At 38.6% G+C, this 15,535-nt stretch carries 17 protein-coding genes; 9 read left to right on the top strand and 8 right to left on the bottom strand.

Going from position 1 to position 15,535, the window contains the following annotated elements:
• Positions 1 to 139: 139 nt before the first annotated feature.
• On the top strand, positions 140 to 916 hold the full coding sequence (locus D3P12_RS08760; RefSeq protein ID WP_118194697.1) for a helix-turn-helix transcriptional regulator: 777 nt from the start codon (positions 140 to 142) through the stop codon (positions 914 to 916).
• A gap of 89 nt (positions 917 to 1,005) precedes the next feature.
• On the top strand, positions 1,006 to 1,431 hold the full coding sequence (locus D3P12_RS08765; protein WP_118194699.1) for a VOC family protein: 426 nt from the start codon (positions 1,006 to 1,008) through the stop codon (positions 1,429 to 1,431).
• A gap of 139 nt (positions 1,432 to 1,570) precedes the next feature.
• Here D3P12_RS08765 and D3P12_RS15445 read toward each other — a convergent pair whose 3' ends face one another.
• Positions 1,571 to 1,738 (bottom strand): hypothetical protein, encoded by a 168-nt coding sequence (locus D3P12_RS15445; RefSeq protein WP_165438731.1) that lies wholly within the window; start codon positions 1,736 to 1,738, stop codon positions 1,571 to 1,573.
• A gap of 316 nt (positions 1,739 to 2,054) precedes the next feature.
• On the opposite strand from D3P12_RS15445, the gene D3P12_RS08770 reads away from it, so the two are divergent.
• The 5 genes from D3P12_RS08770 to D3P12_RS08790 all read left to right on the top strand — a co-directional run bounded on the left by D3P12_RS08770 (position 2,055) and on the right by D3P12_RS08790 (position 6,023).
• Positions 2,055 to 2,747, top strand: a complete 693-nt coding sequence (locus D3P12_RS08770; RefSeq protein ID WP_118194701.1) for a helix-turn-helix transcriptional regulator — start codon at positions 2,055 to 2,057, stop codon at positions 2,745 to 2,747.
• A gap of 79 nt (positions 2,748 to 2,826) precedes the next feature.
• Entirely contained in the window at positions 2,827 to 3,675 is an 849-nt protein-coding gene (locus D3P12_RS08775; protein ID WP_118194703.1) for an NmrA family NAD(P)-binding protein, read from the top strand.
• 166 nt (positions 3,676 to 3,841) lie between these two features.
• Positions 3,842 to 4,408 (top strand): Crp/Fnr family transcriptional regulator, encoded by a 567-nt coding sequence (locus D3P12_RS08780; protein ID WP_073583490.1) that lies wholly within the window; start codon positions 3,842 to 3,844, stop codon positions 4,406 to 4,408.
• A 58-nt stretch (positions 4,409 to 4,466) separates the two neighbouring features.
• Positions 4,467 to 5,048, top strand: coding sequence for a peptide deformylase (def, locus tag D3P12_RS08785; RefSeq protein ID WP_094257088.1), 582 nt, complete (start codon positions 4,467 to 4,469; stop codon positions 5,046 to 5,048).
• A gap of 183 nt (positions 5,049 to 5,231) precedes the next feature.
• Entirely contained in the window at positions 5,232 to 6,023 is a 792-nt protein-coding gene (locus tag D3P12_RS08790; RefSeq protein ID WP_118194705.1) for a CPBP family intramembrane glutamic endopeptidase, read from the top strand.
• Positions 6,024 to 6,352: 329 nt separating this feature from the next.
• On the opposite strand, the gene D3P12_RS08795 is transcribed toward D3P12_RS08790, so the two are convergent.
• A complete protein-coding gene (locus D3P12_RS08795; RefSeq protein WP_118194707.1) occupies positions 6,353 to 7,273 on the bottom strand; it encodes a phosphodiester glycosidase family protein in 921 nt (306 codons plus the stop codon).
• 163 nt (positions 7,274 to 7,436) lie between these two features.
• Entirely contained in the window at positions 7,437 to 8,432 is a 996-nt protein-coding gene (locus D3P12_RS08800) for an alpha/beta fold hydrolase (protein ID WP_118197039.1), read from the bottom strand.
• A gap of 110 nt (positions 8,433 to 8,542) precedes the next feature.
• Between D3P12_RS08800 and D3P12_RS08805 the strand changes: the two genes are divergently transcribed.
• A complete protein-coding gene (locus D3P12_RS08805; RefSeq protein ID WP_118194709.1) occupies positions 8,543 to 9,925 on the top strand; it encodes a sulfatase family protein in 1,383 nt (460 codons plus the stop codon).
• Between the two features lie 25 nt (positions 9,926 to 9,950).
• Here D3P12_RS08805 and D3P12_RS08810 read toward each other — a convergent pair whose 3' ends face one another.
• Positions 9,951 to 10,625 (bottom strand): response regulator, encoded by a 675-nt coding sequence (locus D3P12_RS08810; RefSeq protein WP_205941077.1) that lies wholly within the window; start codon positions 10,623 to 10,625, stop codon positions 9,951 to 9,953.
• A 201-nt stretch (positions 10,626 to 10,826) separates the two neighbouring features.
• Here D3P12_RS08810 and D3P12_RS08815 point away from each other — a divergent pair, with 201 nt between their 5' ends.
• The gene (locus D3P12_RS08815) at positions 10,827 to 11,048 is read left to right on the top strand and encodes a hypothetical protein (RefSeq protein WP_157970303.1); all 222 of its coding nucleotides are present in this window, start codon (positions 10,827 to 10,829) and stop codon (positions 11,046 to 11,048) included.
• A gap of 52 nt (positions 11,049 to 11,100) precedes the next feature.
• Here D3P12_RS08815 and D3P12_RS08820 read toward each other — a convergent pair whose 3' ends face one another.
• The 4 genes from D3P12_RS08820 to D3P12_RS08835 all read right to left on the bottom strand — a co-directional run bounded on the left by D3P12_RS08820 (position 11,101) and on the right by D3P12_RS08835 (position 15,511).
• A complete protein-coding gene (locus D3P12_RS08820; protein ID WP_118194715.1) occupies positions 11,101 to 13,287 on the bottom strand; it encodes a peptidase domain-containing ABC transporter in 2,187 nt (728 codons plus the stop codon).
• 26 nt (positions 13,288 to 13,313) lie between these two features.
• Positions 13,314 to 13,595 carry a hypothetical protein gene (locus tag D3P12_RS08825; protein WP_118194717.1) on the bottom strand — a complete coding sequence of 94 codons (282 nt, stop codon included), beginning with the start codon at positions 13,593 to 13,595 and terminating at the stop codon, positions 13,314 to 13,316.
• A 151-nt stretch (positions 13,596 to 13,746) separates the two neighbouring features.
• Positions 13,747 to 14,646 carry a DUF3078 domain-containing protein gene (locus D3P12_RS08830; RefSeq protein WP_118194719.1) on the bottom strand — a complete coding sequence of 300 codons (900 nt, stop codon included), beginning with the start codon at positions 14,644 to 14,646 and terminating at the stop codon, positions 13,747 to 13,749.
• A 73-nt stretch (positions 14,647 to 14,719) separates the two neighbouring features.
• Positions 14,720 to 15,511: a Cof-type HAD-IIB family hydrolase gene (locus D3P12_RS08835; protein ID WP_118194721.1), complete on the bottom strand. Its 792-nt coding sequence runs from the start codon at positions 15,509 to 15,511 to the stop codon at positions 14,720 to 14,722.
• Positions 15,512 to 15,535 lie beyond the last annotated feature (24 nt).

The raw sequence follows: 15,535 nt of genomic DNA on the forward strand, positions 1-15,535 counted from the left end.
CGTATCTGTTTTTGACCTTTTGACCTCTCCTGGTTAACCTGTGGGGACAAATCTAGAAAAGAAACAGTCGTCCCTATTTTTTTGTTATCCTTTTCATAATTTATTTGTTTTATTAGTAAGTTAGAAATATACAAACAAAATGAGCTTGAGAATAATAAACCCCATACCAGCGAAGAAGATTTCTGAATACGTACAGAACATTCTTGTTATTGAGAACTTTCAGGTTACAAAACCATTTGTATTGCCGTTGTATCCTAACGGATCTCCAACGCTCTTATTTCAGACCAGCAAAGGGAAAATTAAGGATAAGTCCAACTATTTAACCTTGTTTGGGCAGACTGTGCGTCCCGAAAAATTAACGATTAGTGAGAGTTTTACTCTGATAGCTTATTACTTTAAACCTTATTCACTAGCTTCATTGTTTGGTTTGTCTCCGAAAGAATTGACGGACAATCCAATCGAGCTCGATTTGTTAAAATCGTCAAAAGTAGCGTGCTTGCAAGAACAGTTATTAAACAGCAGTTCAACAGACCAAATGATAAATTTGCTTGACGATTACGTTTTTAGTTTATTATGGAAGGTAAAAGCAGAAAATAAACTTATCAATTTTGCTACTTCTAAACTTTCTGGAAATTATCGGGAGGAAACATTGCAAAAAGTTCAAAATGAGCTTTACCTGACTGAAAGAACATTTCAAAGGATGTTCAGGAATCATGTTGGTATTTCACCCGATAAATTCCGGCGGATTAGTCAATTTAACACAGCTTTTAAACAACTTCAACATCGAAAATTCGAAAAGCTGTCGGATATCGCATTTAAAAACGGATATGCGGATCAAAGTCATTTTATCCGCTCGTTTAAAGAGTTTACTAACATCACCCCAAAAGATTACCTAAACTTTAAATATTCCAGGTAAGAATCATTTTGTCGGAATTGTTCTATTTTTCGCTTAGCTAACTCTCTATTTTCGTCTTAGCATTCATAATTAATAAAAAACAATTAAAAATGGAAAATCAAATCTATCCCTGTCTGTGGTTTGACGGGCAGGCGCAAGAGGCAGCACAATTCTATTGCTCAGTTTTTAAAAACTCTAAAATCATAACAGACAATCAAATGGTTGTCACTTTCGAATTAAACGGAAAAAAGTTCATGGGCTTAAATGGAGGACCCGAATTTAAGTTTAATGAAGCCGTTTCATTTGTAGTAGATTGCGAAACGCAAGAGGATATTGATCACTATTGGAGCAAATTGACTTCCGACGGAGGGAGTGAGGGTAGATGTGGCTGGCTAACAGATAAATTTGGGGTTTCTTGGCAGATTGTGCCAACCATTTTACCGAAGCTCTTAAGCGACCCCAATAAAGCTGAAAATGTAATGGAGGTTTACAGTAGAATGAAAAAATTTGATATAAAAGCTTTGGAAAACGCCTAAAGGGCTTGGTTAGGACACAGCTATAGACAGTCATGAGCAGTGCCTTATGTTTGAGATTATCTGTAGCGTCGAACACACGTTTGATCTCATTCTTAGAGAAGAACTTCGGTAAGCTGGAAAAATTACTCTTAGGATAGAGCTAATCCAATTTTAATTTTTCGCCCAGATTTAATTCGTAAAGCTTCTTTATTGCTCCTACCAACGAGCGCTGATAGGAAACACTGATCTTATTGTCCCTAACCATACGATTGATAAATTCTTCAATTTCGGACACTGGTATTCTCTTCAAACTGGTATGATCCGACATTGCTTGTAGGAAAACCTGAACATATTATTTGTACGCTTTAATAGTGTTCGGCGAATAGCGTTGCGAAGCCATACGCTCAGTCATCACCAGTATAACTGCTTCGCTATCCATACTTTTAATAACGAAGAAACTAAGTTTTTATTTCGCTATCCATGAATTATAAAACAGTTATCATTCTGATTAACAAAAATATTACTAATTTTATAGATGCACATCACGCAATACGGATATAGAGGTGGTTTAGCGAAATTCAATTTCGCTAATTGTGTTGTTGGCAGTCATTGTAGCGGACGACCGTACCTGAAAAAATTGAATAATGTATGACACCGAAACAAAACGAATTTCACGACTGACTGCAATACTAACACAGTTGCAGACCAAACGAATTTTGACAGCTACGGAACTTGCCGACAAATTTTCAGTAAGCGTAAGAACAATATACAGGGACATAAGAACATTGGAACAGGCAGGCGTTCCGATTGTAACCGAAGACGGAAAAGGCTATACGCTAATGGAACATTACCGACTTCCACCCGTTACGTTTACAGAAAGTGAAGCCAATGCGTTGATTACGGCAGAACAACTAATACTGAAAAACAAAGACACTTCATTTATAAAAGCCTATTCAGAAGCTATTGCCAAAATCAAAACCGTATTAAAACACAGCGTAAAGGACAAAGCCAATTTACTTTCTGAAAGAGTACAAATTATACAAAATGCAGATAACGAAAGGACAAGCGGTCATTTATCCGCTTTGCAGTTTGCATTGACCAATTATCATTTAACAGAAATAACCTACACCAACGAAGCCAATAAAACAACAAACAGAACCGTTGAACCATTTGCCATATTAAGCACACAGGAAAATTGGTTGTTGTTGGCGTGGTGTCGTTTACGCAATGAATTTAGATTTTTCCGCCTTGACAGAATTAAAAAATCAGAAGTGCTTACCGAAAAGTTTATACCACACGAAATAACATTACAAGAATATTTTGAACAGTATTATTGATTTCTTTGCCTACCCCTGACATACTGTTGTCGCAACCCCATTTTAGTTTTGCTGTATCAATAACTAAAAAATACAACGTATGAACATAATTGTAGGAGCAACAGGACAAGTAGGCTCAAATCTTATCAGTGAACTAAAAAACAACGGCTTTCCTGTAAGGGCAGTCGTGAGAAATCCCGACAAACTTTCGGACAAAGCTATTGAAACCCGAACCGCAGACTTATTTAATTTGGAGCAACTTACAGAAGCGTTTAAAGGTGGAACAACTGTTTTTGTTTTGACACCCGAAAACCCAACGTCAAACGATATAATTGAAGACACCAAACGAATTGTTGAGAATTACAAAAAAGCCATTCAGGCAACAGGAATTAAAAAAGTTGTCGCCTTATCTTGTGTGGGTTCACACATTGACGGCAATACAGGTAATGTTTTAATGTCGAGAATTTTAGAGCAAACATTAGACGATTTGGAAATAGAAAAAGTATATATCAGACCGTCCTATTATTTTAGTAATTGGTTAGGATATTTGGAACCCGTTGAACAATATGGAGTATTGCCAACCTTTTTCCCCGAAGATTTGAAAATAGAAATGAACTCGCCTATTGACTTGGCAAAATTTATTGCCAAAATAATGACCGACACGTTATCGAAAAGAATTTATGAATTAACAGGGCAAAAATACAGCTCGCTTGATGTGGCAAATACATTTTCAAAATTGCTCAACAAAAATGTAACTGTTCAATCCATACCGCAAGACAAGTGGAAAGAAACGCTTATATCTGTCGGCTTTACTGAAAATACGGCAAACAATCTTTCCGATATGACACAAGCCGTTATTGATAATAAAACCATTCCCGAACGACCAAACGACACAATAAAACTTCCTACAACATTGGAAAAATATATTGACGAACAACTGAAGAAATAACAACGAACCGCCAACATCGGTTTTGCAAGAGCGGGGGGAAACGGCTCCGTAAGAAAGTTTTTACTACATTTGTACGTCCGTTCTTCGCAAGAAAGTGAGTGCTGAAAAGCCCCGCCCTCGCAAAGCCGCGGGACGTTAGGTGCAAGCAGGACAAAAACCGTCAAAAATGGGACACATAAGAGAATACTATGAAAGAATCGTAAAGCTACAAGAATCGGAATGGGAATTTATAGCTTCACATTTTGACAGAAAGGTGTTTGCCAAAAACCAAATCATCACACGGCAGGGCGAAACGGAAAATTACCTTTCATTCGTTGAAACGGGCATCGTTCGGTTTTACATTCCCGATGATGAAAACGAACTGACTTTTAATTTCAGTTTCGACAAAGAATTTACCTGTGCTTACGACTCTTTTCTCACGCAAACACCGTCCGAATACGAATTACAGGCATTGACGGAAACCGTTGTTTGGCAAATTTCCTTTGACGATTTGCAAAAAGTGTATGCCCAGACCAAAGTTGGGAATTATTTAGGACGCTTCGCTTCCGAAAAATTGTTTTTGGCTAAAAGCAAACGTGAACTGTCCTTGCTTAAATACAATGCGAAAGAGCGTTATTTAAGACTGTTCAGCGAACAGCCCGACATTTTAAAATTCATTCCGCTAAAATACGTGGCTTCCTACATCGGAATAACGCCACAGGGCTTGAGCCGTATTCGCAGACAGATTACTTAACATAGGTTCATTGCCAACCTTGTTCATTCTTTGGAACTTTGCGATAAAAAGCAAAGGAATGAAACGACCTATTTTAGTATACGGACACAGCATTTTAAAACAAAAGTGCAACGACATCGAAAAGAATTATCCCGAGTTGGACAAGCTAATAGCCGATATGTGGGAAACAATGAAAAACGCCAATGGTTGCGGATTGGCTTCGCCACAAATCGGACTTCCGATAAGACTTTTTGTAGTGGACAGTAAAACAACTTTTGAAAATCTTGACGAAGCGGACAGGGAAATCTATTTTGACAAAGACGACAAAGGAATAATGGAAACTTTTATCAACGCAAAAATCATTGAACGTTCCGCAGAGCTTTGGGAAGACGAAGAAGGCTGTTTAAGTATCCCAAATTTATCGCAAAAAGTAAAAAGACCTTGGACGATTAGTATAGAATATTACAACAAAGATTTTGACTTTCAAACAAAGACATTTAGCGGAACGACCGCAAGAATGATACAGCACGAATACGACCACACAGAAGGAATTTTGTATCTTGACTATCTAAAACCATTGACCAGAAGGCTGATGGAATCCAAACTTAAAAAGATTGCAAAAGGACAGATAAAGACGAAATATCCAATAAAATTCGTGTAAAAATGCCAGCACCTAACAATGTGTATAAGCAATAGCGGGGAAAGTGCCAAAACCAAAGTTTTTGCCTTTTAGCTATCTTTGTGCTAAACTGAACAGTAAGCGTACAAAACGCGCTACTGCTCATACACTTGACCGTTATATGCCATTTTAAAATGACACAACCGCAATCGACAGAATTAAAAAATGAAATCAAATCAAACGCTAAAAATAATTCTTCTGGTTTTTCTGAGCTTTGTTGCTTACTACATCCTATTTCTATATTTTGAGCCAATAAAGGTAACACTTGACAAAATAACAAAACAAAGATTGATTAGCTATATTCTAACATATTTGATAATTGGAATTCCAATTTTTATTGGAACATTTTTAATTGACAAAACGACCAGTATTTTTAAAAGCCTTGGAATTGCATCAGGTATTTTGACTGCATTATGGACAAGTTTATTGTTCACTTTACCGATGTTTATTGGCGGGCTATTATTTTTCAAATTTAACCGACAAATTGATATTGAAAATTTAATTGCAGGAACTATTGTTGCTGGCTTTGTGGAAGAACTTTACTTTAGGGGGTTTCTATTTGGAGAATTATTTCGAAGAACTAATTTGGGCTTTATTCCATCCATAATTTTGAGTGCGTTAATTTTCGCTTTTGGACATTTGTATCAAAGCCAAGACATAGGTGAATTACTTGGAATTTTTATGATTACCTTTTCAGGAGCCATTTTTTTTGCTTGGCTATACGTTGAATGGAATTATAACTTATGGATACCAATTTTGACACATACTTTAATGAATTTATCTTGGAATTTATTTCAGGTGGACAATTCTGCATTAGGCGATATGAAAGCAAATATTTTTAGAGGATTGACTATTCTAACAGCAATAATATTCACAATATTTTACAAGAAAAAACGAGCAGAAAAATTAATAATTAACAGGCGAACATTAATTCTGAAGAAGCAAAACGGCACATAACATCGGTTTGGCAATATGGCGGCTGAAGTGCTTCTATGAAACATTTGTGCAAAGTTCAACAGCAGTAATTCTATTGAACTTTTGTGCTAAAAATCCGCCACATCGCCAAGCCGTAAACCGTTAGCACCCATGCAACGAAAGACCGAACAGAGCTCAAAAGATACGAATGGAATTTACAAAAAGACGACATAAAACAAGCATACATAAAGCTGAAGTCATATGTTTATTATGATAACACAGACATACTACTAAGACGACAGTTAGTTGAGTTTGAAACAAACACCGGCAAAGATATTCTATCAGACAACTACACTGATATTCTATCCTCTCTACTCAATATACAGAAAGGTCGGCCGTTTTCTTTCTTCCGTACCATTCTTATCGATTTTCCAATTAATAAACTCACCGTCTACCACTAATGAAGTACTTCCACCGCCGTCAAGGTTATACGCAAACTTAACATTCAACTTTTTCAGGATCTGAATAAGTTCCTTTCCAGTCATCCCTTTCCCACCAAAACCTCTACCTCCTGTTGTTAAAAACAGAATATCCAGATTGTCCAATTGAGCAATAACCTGACGGGGATGCTTTACATTAAGGTGTTCGCCAAATTCCAGAATTTCATCTGAAACCGGTTCATAATTTACAATTAAGGGAACAAATCCTGTAAGTGCATTTTCAATACCCGCCTCTATTATCGTCTCTGCAGTTGTTCCTGGGTCAAACACCAATAATTCGTTATTATCTTTGATTCCTAATGTAAATCGATTAATTCGTGGCGTATTATTGATTATCTTACCCTCGACTACGGCAACCGTCGAAGGGATATCTTTTTTCATTTTATTATCTTTAAAATGTGCTTGTGTTGAAGCGTTGAAAGCGAGTTTGCTTCCAGTGCGTTGTGCGAACTCCCTAACGGTTTCACCTTCTTCCTTCACCGTGTGAGCTAGCCGTAATTTAATTAGATTTCCCGACTGGTCCAGATGTTGAATCTTTGTTAGATAATAGGCAGTTTCTGAGGCTTCATCGTACTTTAATTGATAAGAATAGCCCAAACCAACCTGTGCATTTTGATCGCACCTGTAGGACGTGTCAGTCGAAACAACGTCTAGCAAATAACTCGGATGAGCACCTACTAGCTTGGATTGGCTATCTACAGCAAAGGCACTTCCTAGCACGTTAGGCGCATACAGGAACAACAGCAAGCTGAAGATCATTAAGAACCTGCTTCTTGAATAAATATTTACCATTATATTATTATTTCAATGATAGAATGTAAAAAATAAACTTTAAAGGCTAAGTATCTGCTTATTTGGTAAATATACTTTACATTAATAACCAATCTTAAAAATTTTAATTATTTCATAGAAAATTAACATCGATGGCCTACGGTTAAAAGTAATAAGACACCAGCTACTCCCTCAAGAACTTTTTCAGAGGTTCAATAAACCTGTCGAAAGTTTCAATATGAGGCATGTGGCCTACGTTATCAAGCTCCACCAGCTGCGAACCAGGTATTTTCTTTTGTGTTTCTTTGCCGAGGATCTGATATTGACCCATCTGGTCTCTCACTGCTTTGTCTTTCACATCATTTTTGCCGATAGCTGTTCGGTCTCTTGTCCCGATAATCAGCAGGGTGGGTGCCTGGATATGCTCGAACTCATACAGCACAGGTTGTGTAAAGATCATATCAGACGTCTGCGCATTGTTCATTGCCACAGTCGGATACTCGGGGTGTTCAATCCAGCCTGTCAGTAGGTAGACCCATTCATCATACGCTGGCTTCCATTGGTTATCATAATAAAACTCCAGTTGATATTTCTGTGTCGATTCATAGGTCGCAGCCAGCTCTTTCTGATAGTTATCATCAATGGAGTTATACGGAGCTACTAACTTCCAGTCTTCTAATCCAATTGGGTTTTCCAGTATCAATTTTTCTACGACTTCAGGATACATTAATGCAAAACGAGTGGCCAACATACCGCCCATCGAATGGCCGAGCAGGAAGGTATTGTCAATGTTCAACTCATCTAATACAGCTTTGGTGTTTTCTGCCAGCTGTTGAAAAGTAAATTGATAACCCACTGGTTTTGATGATTTACCAAAGCCAATCTGGTCAGGCACAATTACCCGATAACCCTCTTTCGTCAATGCATCGATTGTTGTTTTCCAGTAGGCTCCGTTGAAGTTTTTTCCGTGTAGCAAGGTCACTGTTTTACCATTAGCCTTCTGCGGATGAACATCCATATAGGCCATCCTCAGATCTTGACCTTGACTCTCTAGGTTGAGAAAATGTACCTCGTTGGGGTATTCATAATTCGAAAGCATAATATCCAGCACAGGCCGTTCTTGAGCTTTGGTGAAGTTGGACAGAGTCAGCACTAACAGGATAAAAATAGACGTTCTCATCATCATCTTTTTTAATAAAACATTTGAATCTCAAAGTATAATTTCTCTAAATTACAGAAAATAGATTGTTTTTTTCTATATATTCATACTCCGAACCAACCTAAACTCTTATGAAATATTTGTATTTTTTGCTTGGCGCATTGTTTTTGTCTATGGGTGCATTTGCCCAGTCAAAGCCCAATATTATTCTCATCATTTCAGACGATCAGGGGTATAACGACATTGGCGTCTATGGTAATAAAGTGATCAAAACCCCTCATCTGGATCAACTCGCAAACGATGGGGTTCGCTTGACAAATTTTTATGTCACAGGATCTGGCTGCACACCTTCAAGGGGTAGCCTGCTTACAGGCAGATATCCTCAGCGGAATGGAACTTTCGAACTGTTCAGGAACAACATGGTCGATTATGGTCATAACTATACAGATTATGAATACAGTGTGTCGCCTGAACGGATTCTCGGTACTGACTTACGGGAGGTTTATATTCCAACACCCTTAAAAGAAGCAGGCTACGTATCGGGGTATTTTGGCAAATGGGATTTAGGTCAATTAAAAAGATATTTGCCCTTACAACGTGGCTTTGATGAGTTTTACGGTTTTGCAAATACCGGGATCGATTATTATAAACACGAACGCTATGGGGTCCCGTCTATGCTTGATGGCAATACACCTACTACGGAAGATAAAGGAACATATACGACTGATCTCTTTGAGAATAAAGCTCGTGATTTCATCGAAAAACATAGTGGAAAGCCATTTTTCCTTTATCTGGCGTTCAATGCGCCACATGGCGCGTCGAGTTTAGATCCTGACGTGAGAGGTTTGGTGCAGGCACCAGAAGAGTTCCAGGCACTTTATCCTAAGGGAAAAACAAAGGCAGAGGAGAGGAAACGGTCACATATGGCCGCTGTATCGAAAATGGATGACGCCATCGGAAACCTTTTGCAACTTTTAAAAGATAAAGGATTAGAAGAAAACACCATTGTTATTTTTCTGTCCGATAACGGCGGAACGGGCGTTGCTGATAATTCACCGTTGCGAGGCAGAAAAGCACAGTTTTTTGAAGGAGGGATTCGAGTGCCCTGCATTATAAAATGGCCTGGAACAATCGATGCCGGGTTGGTTAACAATGATTTTTTAAGCTCAATGGAAATTTTCCCGACCCTTCTTTCCGCTGCGGGTGTCGCACTGCCAGATTCAATTGTTTACGATGGTTTCGATATGATTGATATTTTGAAGGGGAAAGTAAAAAATGAACGAGACGAAATGTTTTGGGAGTTCCGAGGTGAACAGGCTGCCCGGGTTGATCATTGGAAATGGATGAAGAGAGATAGCAGTGAATATCTTTTTGATCTTTCCAAAGATATCAGCGAAACAAACAATCTAGTAGAATCGCAACCTGACGTCGTAAAAATGGTTAAAGGTAAATTTGCCAACTGGCAAAAAAGCATGGCGGAAGCTGAACCAAGAGGGCCTTTTAAGGATTTTTAGATTAGCATACTATCAAAGCCCATCGTTAAATAAGTCTAAACCCTGTTGCGAACTTAATAACCATGGGCATACTACTTGCCGAAAATTTGTCCATAAGGTTTTTTCGATGTGACTCCACTGTATGTGTACTGATAAATAATTTATCTGCGATCTGTGAGGTAGTATAGCCTTCCGCAATCAGCGACAGGATATCTTTTTCCCTTTTTGTTATTGAAGGTATGACATCCGGGCCAGTTTGCCGACTATCGTAATATATCTGATGTGACTGCTTACAAAGATAAGTTTCACCATTTATTACAGATCTTATGCCTTGTATAATTTCACTGCCGGCTGAATGTTTAAGTAAGTAGCCATTTACTTTATTGTTAAGAACACTGGCAATGATAGCCCGTTCGTTATGCATGCTCAACATAATGATAAGTAGCTTAGGGTAGTTTTTCTTTATTTCTCTACTCAGATCAACTCCGTTGCAATCGGGCAGGTTAATATCGAGTAACAATACGTCCGGTAGTTTTTTCTCCAATGCGTTCAGCGTGTCTTTTCCTGTGGGGAAGCACCCATCAAGCCTGAAATCCTTTTCCGATTCTAGGAGGTTTTTTAGCCCGTCTAATACCATCGGGTGGTCATCAGTAACATATATACTTATTGTGTTCATCGGCGTACAAAGAAAATATCTAATGGTTTCGGCTAATACCTCCAAAATAACGGAATTTAAAATACAATTTAACTCCCCTGAATTGGGGATTTTTTATTTAAGTGGTTCTTTATCATTATGATGAAGAGTAAAATGGCGGTTTTCAGGGATTGATTCAGTTTGGTCGAGTTGCTAATTTTATATCAAACAAAATAGCGGAAACCGAAAAGCTTATAGAGTAGGTATTTAATAATTAAATTATGTAAAATGACTAATCAAATGTTATCAGAAGCTGGCTTAACAGCATTGACTCCAGAAGAATGTGCGAATACGCTAGGTGGGTCTTCAACCACTTGGACCTTCGAAGGCTCAGATGGTGGACTTTATACTGCTACGCGCAGCGTCGACGGGAATGGTACAGTTACGCTTTCAGTTAGACCAGCATACGAAAGCGAAAAAATGTTGTACTATCTAACACAGACACGTTAATGTTAATAAGGTAATACAAGAGGCGCTTAAACAAAGGGTCTCCTGTATTACCTTATCCGTTCATAACTGGACATTGATGTGCCAAGAAACCATCCATTTGCCGACGCCATAAATTATAATAGACACCATCCTTTTGGCTTAAGCTGCTATGGGTTCCCTGCTCTATAACGGACCCATTGTCCATAACAATTATTTCATCTGCATGTGTAATCGTACTTAATCGATGTGCTATTTGAATAATTGTACCACCTTTTTCAAGAAATGTAATTAATGTATTGCGAATATATTGTTCGGAGATACTGTCGAGCATGGAAGTGGCTTCATCAAGAATGAGCACTGAGGGCTCACGATATAGGGCTCTGGCGATTGCGATGCGCTGCCGTTGACCCCCTGAAAGGTTTAATCCATTTTCGTCTAGTTTGGTATGTATTCCATCGGCAAGTCGCGCAATAAAGCTATCCATTCCCAATTGTTGACCGATCTTTTTTACCCGATCTATATTGGGAGAAGGGTCTCCTATACTTATATTTTCCAGCAAAGATGTAGCGAAAATATCGATTTGCTGTGGAACAACACTAATGACTCTTCGAAGACTTTCAACTGAAAAACATTCGATAGATTGAGCACCGATGGAAATTGAACCATCTTGAACGGGGTAGATTCGCTGGACAAGTGACAGGATCGTTGTTTTCCCGGAGCCGCTTTCGCCGACCAGCGCCGTCATTTTACCTTTTTGAAATTCGATGGTCAGATTCTGAAATATTGGTGGCTGAGAACCATAAGCAAAAGTAACGTTCTTAAAATTGATGTTTCCTATCATTTCCGGAGTCAGCTGTGGCTTTTCTCTGTTTCTTTCCTCGGGGTCTAAGTCCATGATTTCGAATAACCTATCCGACGCAATCATCGCATCCTGCAGAATTTTGTTCATACCAATGATACTGGAAATAGGGCCAGAAAAATAACCGATTATGGCGTAGAAGGAAAGTAGCTCACCAACTGTAATATACCCGTTTACAACAAAGGTAGCACCAATCCAAAGTAGTGAGACGATCTGCAAACCCACGATTATCTGGTTAGAATTACCGATCCACAAACCAACGGTGCCTGACTTATAGATCGAGTTAAGAAACTTAATAAACCTGCTTTCTGTATTCTTGCTGACATATTTTTCCAATCCAAAGCGCTTGACGGTTGCTGCAGACCTTATACTTTCTACAAACTGGGATTCTAATTCTGCTGCATCTTCCATTAATCGTCGCTGAGTTCGCCGATTAGCTTTGTTCGAAATAGCATATAAGCTAACATAGACGGGGATAACGACAAGCATAATTACAGCGAGTTTCCAGTAATAAGTAAACATAAGCGCGAAGGAAACCATAAGTATAAAAACATTTACACCAAAGGAGATCAGGACATCATTTATGAATACGCGTATTTTCGTTGCATCGTTGATACGAGAAATAATCTCGCCGGTACGCATCGAATCGAAGAAAGATTGAGGTAAGCGGAATAAATATTTATAGTAACCCAATATAAGTCTCGCATCAATTTGTTGACCCATATCGATTGTCATTAGGGTTTTTTTATGATTGATATAGTACTGAACGACCAGTATAGCAACCATGAACATGCCCATAAGGTTAAGTAGGTTTAAATTCCCATTGGGAATTACATCATCCACCACTTTCTGCAAAAAAACAGAAACGGATAAGCCTAAAACCGTGTAAATAAGTGAACCGAATAATACCTGCACTAAATTTTTTCGGTGAGGTCTAAGCAGATAGCTAAGGCGACGTAAAATACTGACCTTTTGATAACCTTTTTTGAAGCTTTCAGACGGCATAATTAACAACAGGACCTTTGTCCACGTTGATTCAAAATCTGTTTTCAATACTTTATGCATATGGCCATCCGCGGGGTCCATAATTTTGACGTGCATTTTTGTTACACGATAAATTACGACATAATGAAGTAAGCCATTCTCCAGTTTCAAGTGGGCGATAGTCGGCAGCGGAACTTTGTCAAGACTATTCAAATTGCCTTTCACTCCCTTGGCATTAAATCCTAATTTTTCTGCAGCCCGAATTAAACCACTGATATTAGCTCCTTTTTTGTCGATCGATGCATACTGTCTGATTTTGGCAATAGGTAATAAAAGGTTGTAGTGTGCAGCTATCGAAGTAATACATGCAGCACCGCAATCACTGATATCATGTTGTTTAACATTTATTTTTGCCATTCCTTGCTTTGAAGAGTAGTTTGCAATTAATCATCAATGTGATTGCCTATCAATAATTGAAACAGTGTATATTCGGTCGTTGTCTCCCGTCCGTCAGTTGCCTTAACTGTAGTCGGAACTTTAATCAGAAATAAAGAAGCGAGCAAAATCGACGTCAAACCTAACACAAATAGATAGAGGAGTCGACCACGTGAATTACGATGTTGGAAGAGATGTTCAGTTTGACTATTTCTGATTTCTTCAGGGAAAATGTCGATCGATCTATCGAAACTGGCATTGTTATAATTTCTGATTTCCGTATTTTCCATATTTAGCTGATACTAGGACTATCAAAATTATAGGAAGGTGTAATTTTTTACAATCCCTGAAAACCGCTATTTTGAGTTTCAAAATTGTCATGAAACAGAAAAGGCCCTGCTTTTATTAGCAGAGCCCATCCGTTTTATTTCTTTCGTTCTTTTAGAACTTGTATGTCAATCCAGCACCTAAAATCTGTTTAACTTGCAAAGCTGGTCGCGTTCCGCTTACACCATCTTCTTCAAAAGGTAGCAGGGTGTTATCGTCATAAATCAATTGCACACCAGCATTAACCGTGATATAGTCGTTCACTTTCATTAATAAGTTTGCTGTGTAATCCACATCCACATTTTGAGGGTCTTCTAAGTAATTCGAATAAAGCTTCAATATATTCTCGAGCGTTACGTTCTCAACCAGCTCTCTTTTGTAGTATGCATTGAGGGAAGCACCAAATTCAAAGCGAGATTTTTCACCTGGCTCAACTCCATAGGCACCTAAGCTTGAAAGATAATCATCGCCGACAAATATAAAACGAGCCGCTGCCGGTGATATGTTGAAATGAAAATCGTCGGATTCTTTAAACGCCATACCTGGTCCGAAACTCAAGAAAGCCGGAGCAAAAGCACCTGAAATCAATTCCTTTGTACCGGCAGCGTCGTCGTAAATATACCCATCAGTGAATTGAGTCTTAAAATCTGCAAAAAAGGTGTACATCCATTTTTCGGAAGTCTGGTAGCCAAGCAAACTGTTTAAACTTACCTGGTCGTCATTTTTCCGCCAGTCACGATCTTTCAATTTCGCTAGTCCATAGCCGGCGATCAATTTATTATCCCAGCTCCATTTATCTTTTTTATAATTGAAGTCGTAATTGAAAAGGAGGTTCGCTGCAAAGGAGTTTTCACCTCCTGCTGCCCAATTTGAGAATGAACTTTGATTGATTAAAAATGTGTTCTCACCATGTATTTGCCAGGTAGTATCTGCTGAAGTTGGTTCAACGTCTTGTGCATTTACACTAGCTATAATACAGGATGCTCCAATAAGGGAAAGTAAAAGTTTTTTCATGATTTTTTTTGAATTAGAAAGTTACGTTTTCCCTTATATAAACGCAGGAAGTGTCAGCTTATTTTATAAGCGATTAAATCAATTCATAATGCTTCAATGCGTTCCAGATTCCGTCCTCTTCGGTCGTGCCGGTTACAAAATCTGCCACAGACTTTACATTGTCTCCGGCATTACCCATTGCCACACCAATTCCCGCTGTTTTTAGCATCTCGATGTCGTTTCCACCATCACCAAAAGCCATCGAGGTTTCAGCAGACAGTCCGTAACGATTAAAGAACTGTTCCATACCAATCTGCTTACTGATACCCTTTGCATTTACGTCGATAAACTGCGGGCACCAACGACTGGCTACACAGTTTTTTAGAATATTGGTCAGGATATGTGTCTCTTTATCTTCATCAACAAAGAGGTTCAGTTGAAGTACCTCACTTTTCAACGCATGTGAGAAATCCTGGGGCGGGGGAGCGTCGAGTTTCAGCAGTTTGAAGATTGCCGAAACATCATCTGTAATATCGCTAATAAAGGATCCTTCGGTGGTCATCACACCAACGGGAAATTTGTCAAAACCAGTCAGGTGATCATGCAGCGATTGAATTTCGTTGACATCAATGGTATGCCGAAAAAAAGACTCACCAGTTGAATCAACACAATAACTCCCATTAAACGTGATAAAACCGTCGAATCCATGTTCTGCTAAGAATTTAGCATGCTCATAAGATCTTCCCGTAGAAACAATAATGCGGGTGCCTTTGGATTTCAATATCGATAAAGCTTCAATGGTAGAGTCGGGTACAGATTTGCTTTTTAGCCCGAGAAGAGTACCATCAATATCAAAGAAAACGGTTTCAACTTTTGATTTCGCCATAGGGCAAAGATCGCGAATTATTTT

It is taken from the genome of Pedobacter indicus, assembly GCF_003449035.1.
Lineage (GTDB): Bacteria > Bacteroidota > Bacteroidia > Sphingobacteriales > Sphingobacteriaceae > Albibacterium > Albibacterium indicum.